Annotated in this window: 7 protein-coding genes; 4 read left to right on the top strand and 3 right to left on the bottom strand. The window is 64.2% G+C overall.

Translation table 11 applies throughout. The features are described from left to right. From ispE to Q8Q83_RS11845, 3 genes are all read right to left on the bottom strand, one after another. Window positions 1–842 (bottom strand): 4-(cytidine 5'-diphospho)-2-C-methyl-D-erythritol kinase (gene ispE, locus Q8Q83_RS11855; RefSeq protein ID WP_305623952.1); only part of this gene is annotated, 842 nt, incomplete at its 3' end. Beyond that, on the bottom strand, window positions 839–1,456 hold the full coding sequence (gene lolB / locus Q8Q83_RS11850) for a lipoprotein insertase outer membrane protein LolB (protein WP_305623951.1): 618 nt from the start codon (window positions 1,454–1,456) through the stop codon (window positions 839–841). The genes lolB and ispE, both read right to left, overlap by 4 nt. Then, window positions 1,456–3,186 (bottom strand): tetratricopeptide repeat protein, encoded by a 1,731-nt coding sequence (locus Q8Q83_RS11845; protein WP_305623949.1) that lies wholly within the window; start codon window positions 3,184–3,186, stop codon window positions 1,456–1,458. Before Q8Q83_RS11845 ends, lolB begins: the two co-directional genes overlap by 1 nt. 186 nt (window positions 3,187–3,372) lie before the next feature. Between Q8Q83_RS11845 and hemA the strand changes: the two genes are divergently transcribed. From hemA to Q8Q83_RS11825, 4 genes are all read left to right on the top strand, one after another. Then, a complete protein-coding gene (gene hemA / locus Q8Q83_RS11840) occupies window positions 3,373–4,653 on the top strand; it encodes a glutamyl-tRNA reductase (RefSeq protein WP_305623947.1) in 1,281 nt (426 codons plus the stop codon). 9 nt (window positions 4,654–4,662) lie between these two features. After that, entirely contained in the window at window positions 4,663–5,745 is a 1,083-nt protein-coding gene (prfA, locus tag Q8Q83_RS11835; RefSeq protein ID WP_305623945.1) for a peptide chain release factor 1, read from the top strand. Between the two features lie 156 nt (window positions 5,746–5,901). Further along, window positions 5,902–6,735: a peptide chain release factor N(5)-glutamine methyltransferase gene (prmC, locus tag Q8Q83_RS11830; protein WP_305623943.1), complete on the top strand. Its 834-nt coding sequence runs from the start codon at window positions 5,902–5,904 to the stop codon at window positions 6,733–6,735. A 31-nt stretch (window positions 6,736–6,766) separates the two neighbouring features. Beyond that, window positions 6,767–7,072, top strand: a 306-nt coding sequence (locus Q8Q83_RS11825; RefSeq protein WP_305623954.1) for a ThiF family adenylyltransferase, incomplete at its 3' end; no start/stop codon positions are given.

The raw sequence follows: 7,072 nt of genomic DNA, 5'->3' as shown, positions 1-7,072 counted from the left end.
AACATCGAGACGTTACGGCCTTGGGCTACAAAACTTGGCAAAGTGGCTGGAAGTTGGCGGGCGACTTTATCAGCATCGTCCTGGTTTGGGAAGCTCCCAAACACACAAGCTCCAGTGCCGGTTAATCTTGCGGGAACAAATTTGTTCAACAAGATCAAAGCGTTACGAACTTCAGAGTAACGCTTCTGGACCACCGGCTGGCAGTCATTACGACCACCCCCCTCAAGAAGGCTGCGAACTTTAATGGGCGGCGTATCCCGTGTCAACTCGGGGTCAGAGAAAACTTCCGCTGTGCTGACAAGCACTTGCGGAATGGCCACGAGAAACCAGGGTTCGCTAAGCGTCACCGGCTGCAGCTTCTCGCCGACGCCTTCGGCAAAGGCGGCGCGGCCGCGGACGAACACCGGCACGTCGGCGCCCAGGCTCAGGCCGAGTGCGGCCAGCTGACCCTCATCGCAGTGCAGTTGCCACAGATGATTGAGGCCGAGCAGGCAGGTGGCGGCATCCGAGCTGCCGCCGCCGATGCCGCCGCCCATGGGCAGGCGCTTGTCCAGCCAGATATCGGCGCCCAGGGTGCAGCCGCTGTGTTGTTGCAGCAGGCGGGCGGCGCGCACTATCAGATTGCTGTCGTGGGGCACGCCGTCAATAAGCGTGTGCAGGCGGATTTCGCCATCCTGGCGCACGGCGAAGCCCAGCTCGTCGCCGTGATCGAGAAATTGAAACAGGGTTTGCAGCTCGTGATAGCCATCGGCGCGGCGGCCGAGGATATGCAGCATCAGGTTGAGCTTGGCCGGTGCCGGCAGAATCAATTCGGCAGCGGCGGGAATTGCCGGCGAGCTCATTGGCCGAGCTGGCGCGGCTGCCAGTCCTTGATCACCAGGGTGACCTGCAGGTCGAAGCCGCTGAGCTTGATTCGTTCCGGCAGCCAGAAACCATTCTGCTGGGCGTAGCTCAGGTACTCGACGTACCAGCCGTCCTGGCTCAGTTGCGCCAGGCGACTGTCGGCATCCAGGTTCAGACGGCTTTTGCTGTTGGGCGAAGGCAGGCCGCGAATCCACCAGAGCAGGTGCGAGACCGGCAGGTTCAGGCCCAGTTGGTCCTGCAGCAGCTGCTCCGGCGACTCGGCCTGGTAGCGGCCCTGGTTGGCCACTTCCAGCAGTATCGCCCCGGGGCGGCCAGTCAGGCGGGCCGCGCCGCGACCGAGGGGGCCGGACAGGCGGATATCGTAGTAATCCTGGCGTTGCAGCCAGAACAGGGTGCCGCTGCCGGAGTCTTTCGGCGCGCGGATGCCGACCTTGCCGCTGATCTGCCAGGCGTCGAGGCTGCCGACCCGTTGTTTGTGGCTCCTCCAGCTGAGCGGGTCGCCCTGGCCTTCCAGAATTTCGCGGGAACCGAAGCCGGCGCAGCCGGCGAGCAGGGTGATCAGACTGAAGATAATCAGGTGGCGCGCAAGCATCAAAGCGTCTCTGCTCCGGTCAGGCGCAGCAAGGTGCTGCGCAGGATGGCACTGTCGGGTTGTTGTTTAAGGGCGGCGCGCCAGACCTTGCGAGCTTCTTTTTGCTTGTCCTGGGCCCAGAGCACTTCGCCCAGGTGGGCGGCGACTTCGTGGTCGGGGAAGTCCTTCATCGCCTTGCGCAGCAGGCGCTCGGCCTCATCCAGGTTGCCTTGGCGGTAATTGACCCAGCCCAGGCTGTCGAGAATCGCCGGGTCGCTGGGGTTGAGTTGATAGGCCTGCTCGATCAGTTCCCGGGCTTCGGCGTAGCGCGTGGTGCGGTCTGCCAGGGTATAACCCAGGGCGTTGAGCGCCATGGCGTTGTCCGGCTCGCGTTCGAGGATAAAGCGCAGGTCCTGTTCCAGGCGGTCCAGGTCGTCGCGTTTTTCCGCGAGCATGGCGCGGGTGTAGAGCAGGTTGAGGTCGTCCGGGAACTGCTCCAGGGCTTGCTCTATGACCTGCCAGGCGCGCTGATTGTCCTGCTGTTTGGCCCAGGCTTCCGATTCGATCAGGTACAGCTGGATGGCGTAATCGGGCTGCGTTTCGCGGGCGCGACGCAGGCCTTCGGCGGCTTCCTCACCACGCTGTTGCTTGAACAGCAGGTCGCTCAGGCGTGCCTGGGCGGGCAGGTAGTCGTTGCCGGGGCCGACCAGGGCGTATTCGCTCAGCGCGCTGGGCAGGTCATCCAGTTCTTCGTAGGCGCGCGCCAGGTTGTAATGCGCGGCCTCGGCATGGCTGCCGCGCTCGACCAGCTCTTCCAGGTAGACGATGGCCTCTTTCCAGGCCTCGGCTTCCAGGCACACCAGGGCCAGGGAGAAGCGCAGGTCGTCGTCGTTGGGGAACTGCTGCAGCAGCGAGGCGAACTCGCCCTTGGCGTCATCCAGGCGGTCCACGGCCACCAACAGGCGCGCGTAGGTCAGGCGCAGGCGTTTGTCGTCCGGGTATTGCTTGATGCCTTTTTCCAGCAGGGGTAGGGCATCCTCGTTGCGCTCGAGGCTTTGCAGCAGGCGGGCTTGCAGCAGGATGGCGGCGACCGGGCGCTCCTTGGCCGGCTGCTGTTGCAGCAGCTTCAGGGCCTCTTGCGGGCGATTGTCCTGTTGCAGCAGCAGGGCTTTGCCGAAGCGCAGCTGGCCGTTGTCCGGGTACTTCTGCAGCAGGCGCTCGAAGCTCTGCAGTAGTCCAGCGCGGGTGTCCGGGTCGGTTTCCGCGGCGGACAGGGCAAGGAAGTCGAAATGGGTATCGCCCTGGCGCTGCAGCACGCTCTCCATAAAGCGCATGGACTCGTCGTAGCGCCCGGCGCGGGCCAGTTGCACGGCGGCGGCGCGCTGGGCGTCGATGTTCTCGGGTGCATTCTTGGCCCACAGCAGGCTGGTTTCCAGCGCGGCTTGTTCGGCCCCCAGGTATTCGGCGATGCGAAAACCGCGCTCGGCGACGCCGGCATCCTGGGTCGCGTTGGCCTGTTGCACATAGTTGCCCAGGGCGATATCGAAGCGATTGCGCTGTCCGGCCAGTTCGGCGCTCAGCAGCGCGAACAGGGTTTCCTCACTGAAGGAGCGATACACCTGGGGCTGCGCCTTTGGCGCGATAACAGCGGGATCTTCCACCGGCGGCGTGCCATCCGGGGCAGAGGGGGCAAAGCTCTGGCAGCCACTTAATAAGGCAGCGGCAGTCAGCAAGGCGAAGGATCTATTCATAGGGAGATTATGTGGCCAACCTGCGGTCAGGGCATCATGACACAAGCCGTAGAGCAAGCCCATGGGCTGGCTATGATCCTTAATAGGGGGATAAACCTGACTAACGGGGCAATGGCCGGCGGTGGTTGTTCTCGCCTGGCCGAAGTAGGACAATTGCCGGCTCCCACTCCCTGTCAGCGACCTTGCATGGCCTTTATTGCCCTCGGTATCAACCATAAGACCGCCTCGGTGGATGTCCGCGAACGCGTGGCCTTTACCCCGGAGCAGTTGGTTGAGGCGTTGCAGCAGCTGTGTCAGCGCACCAGCAGTCGCGAAGCGGCGATTCTGTCGACCTGCAACCGCAGCGAACTGTACCTCGAACAGGACAGCCTGAGCGCCGATGAAGTGCTGGCCTGGTTGGCCAATTATCACCAGCTGAGCCTCGAAGAGTTGCGCGCCTGCGCCTATATCCATGCCGACGATGAGGCGGTGCGGCATATGATGCGCGTGGCCTCCGGGCTGGATTCCATGGTCCTGGGTGAGCCGCAGATTCTCGGGCAGATGAAATCGGCCTTTGCCGTGGCCCGCGAGGCCGGCACCCTGGGGCCGCTGCTGGGGCGGCTGTTCCAAGCCACCTTCAGCACCGCCAAGACCGTGCGCACCGATACCGCCATCGGCGAGAACCCGGTGTCGGTGGCCTTTGCCGCGGTCAGCCTGGCCAAGCAGATCTTCGCCGACCTGCACCGCAGCCAGGCGCTGCTGATCGGCGCCGGCGAGACCATCAGCCTGGTCGCCCGCCATCTGCACGACCAGGGCATCAGGCGCATAGTGGTGGCCAACCGCACCCTGGAGCGCGCCAGCAACCTGGCCGAGCAGTTCGGCGCCCATGCGGTGTTGCTGGCGGATATCCCCGCCGAGCTGGTCAATAGCGATATCGTCATCAGCTCCACCGCCAGCCAGCTGCCGATTCTCGGTAAGGGCGCGGTGGAGCGCGCGCTAAAGCAGCGCAAGCACAAGCCGATCTTTATGGTCGATATCGCCGTGCCGCGGGATATCGAGCCGGAAGTCGGCGAGCTGGACGACGTCTACCTCTATACCGTCGATGACCTGCACGAGGTGATCGCGGAAAACCTCAAGAGCCGCCAGGGCGCGGCCGAGGCCGCCGAAGAGCTGGTGGCGATCGGCGCCCAGGACTTTATGCAGCGCCTGCGCGAATTGGCCGCGGTCGATGTGCTCAAGGCCTACCGCCAGCAGGCCGAGCGTCTGCGGGACGAGGAGCTGGGCAAGGCCCTGCGCCTGCTCAGTAACGGCAGCTCGGCCGAGGACGTGCTGGCGCAACTGGCCCGCGGCCTGACCAACAAGCTGCTGCATGCGCCCAGCGTGCAGCTGAAAAAATTCTCTGCTGACGGCCGCGTCGACGCGCTGGGCGTGGCTCAAGAACTCTTTGCCCTCGACGAGGGCGCGCCGCCCAGCGCGGTCAATAAATAAAGGTCTGCAATGAAAGCGTCACTGATCAATAAACTCGACCTGTTGCAGGATCGTTTCGAAGAACTGACCGCGCTGCTCGGCGATGCCGAAGTGATCAGCAATCAGACCCGGTTCCGCGCCTATTCCAAGGAATATGCCGAGATCGAGCCGGTGTATCAGGCCTTTCGCGCCTTTCGCAAAGTCCAGGCCGACCTCGAAGGCGCCCAGGCGCTGCTGAAAGACAGCGACCCGGACATGCGCGAGATGGCCGAGGAGGAAGTCGCCGAGGCCAAGGAGCAGCTGATCGAGCTGGAAGCCAATCTGCAACGCATGCTGCTGCCGAAAGACCCCAACGATGGGCGTAACGTCTTCCTCGAAGTGCGCGCCGGCACCGGTGGCGACGAGGCGGCGATCTTCTCCGGCGACCTGTTCCGCATGTATTCGCGCTATGCCGAGCGCCAGGGCTGGCGGGTCGAGGTGCTGTCGGCCAGCGAAGGCGAGCACGGCGGCTATAAGGAAGTGATAGCCCGGGTCGAGGGCGACAACGTCTACGGCAAGCTCAAGTTCGAGTCCGGCGCCCACCGCGTGCAGCGCGTGCCGGAAACCGAGTCCCAGGGCCGTATCCACACCTCGGCCTGCACCGTCGCCGTGCTGCCCGAGCCGGACGAGCAGATGGCCATCGACATCAACCCGGCCGACCTGCGCGTGGATACCTACCGCTCCTCGGGTGCCGGTGGTCAGCACGTCAACACCACCGACTCGGCGATCCGCATCACCCACATCCCCACCGGCACCGTGGTGGAATGCCAGGAAGAGCGCTCCCAGCACAAGAACCGCGCCAAGGCCATGGCCTGGCTGGCGGCCAAGTTGAAGGACCAGCAGGAAGCCGCCGCGCACAAGGAAATTTCCGATTCGCGCAAGCTGCTGGTGGGCTCCGGCGACCGCTCCGAGCGCATCCGCACCTACAACTTCCCGCAAGGCCGGGTGACCGATCACCGCATCAACCTGACCCTGTATTCGCTCAACGAAGTGATAGCCGGCGGCGTCGAGGCGATCATCGAGCCGCTGCTGGTCGAATACCAGGCCGATCAGCTGGCCGCGCTAGGCGATTGAGCCGCATTCGGGCTACGGGGCAACTCCCTGTAGGAGCGAGCTTGCTCGCGATGTTTTTCGCTCGTTGATCGCCGGCAGCAGTCGTTCCTTACGACTAGCTGCATTTCCCTCATTCATGTGGGTCACAAACTGGCTCCTACAAAAAGGCGCTGCACCATGGCCACCATTCAATCCCTGCTGAATGCCTCCGCACTGCCCGACTCGCCGACTCCGCGTCTGGATGCCGAGTTGCTGCTGGCCTACGCCCTGGGCAAGCCGCGCAGTTATCTGCACACCTGGCCGGAGCGGGAGCTGGAGGTCGAGCAGCTTGAGCGCTTTCAAACTGCCCTGGCGCGGCGTCAGGCTGGCGAGCCGGTAGCCTATATTCTCGGCCAGCAGGGCTTCTGGAGCCTGGAGCTGGAAGTGGCCCCGCACACCCTGATCCCCCGTCCGGATACCGAGTTGCTGGTGGAGACGGCCCTGGCGCTGCTGCCGACGACGCCTGCCGCCGTGCTGGATCTGGGAACCGGCACCGGCGCCATCGCCCTGGCCCTGGCCAGCGAGCGGCCGGTTTGGCAGGTCACGGGCGTGGATCGTATTCCCGACGCGGTGGCCCTGGCCGAACGCAACCGCGCGCGGCTTAAGCTGGGCAACTGCGCTTTCGCCCTGAGCCATTGGTTTAGCGCCCTGGCCGGTCAGCGTTATCAACTGATCGTCAGCAACCCGCCCTATATCTCCGCCGATGATCGTCATCTGGCCGAGGGTGACGTGCGTTTCGAGCCGAGCAGCGCCCTGGTCGCAGGCCCGGATGGTCTGGATGATATCCGTCTGATTATTCAGCAGGCGCCGGACTATCTTGAACCAGGCGGCTGGTTGCTGCTGGAGCATGGTTTCGACCAGGCTGCGGCGGTGCGCGAGTTACTCGGCGCCCGCGGCTTTAGCGCGGTGGAAAGCCGGCGTGACCTGGGCGGCCACGAGCGCATCAGTCTGGGACGCTTCCATTATGAGTGACGCCAAGAGTAGTGCCATGAGTGCGCAGGACATGCTGAGTGATGAGGAACTGCTGCGCTACAGCCGGCAGATCCTCCTGCAACAGATAGATATCGACGGCCAGCTGCGCCTGAAAAATAGCCGCGTGCTGATAGTCGGGCTGGGCGGCCTGGGCTCGCCGGTGGCGCTCTATCTGGCCGCCGCCGGGGTCGGTGAGTTGCATCTGGCGGACTTCGATACGGTCGATTTGACCAACCTGCAACGGCAGATCGCCCACGACACCCAGAGCATCGGTCTGAGCAAGGTCGACTCGGCGTCCAAGCGCCTGCTGGCGATCAACCCGCAACTGCGCCTGCAG

Origin of the sequence: Pseudomonas sp. (assembly GCF_030696055.1) — a bacterium.
Lineage (GTDB): Bacteria > Pseudomonadota > Gammaproteobacteria > Pseudomonadales > Pseudomonadaceae > Aquipseudomonas.
The sequence above is the reverse complement of the archived record's forward strand: the minus strand, read 5'-3'. Positions and strand labels throughout refer to the sequence as shown.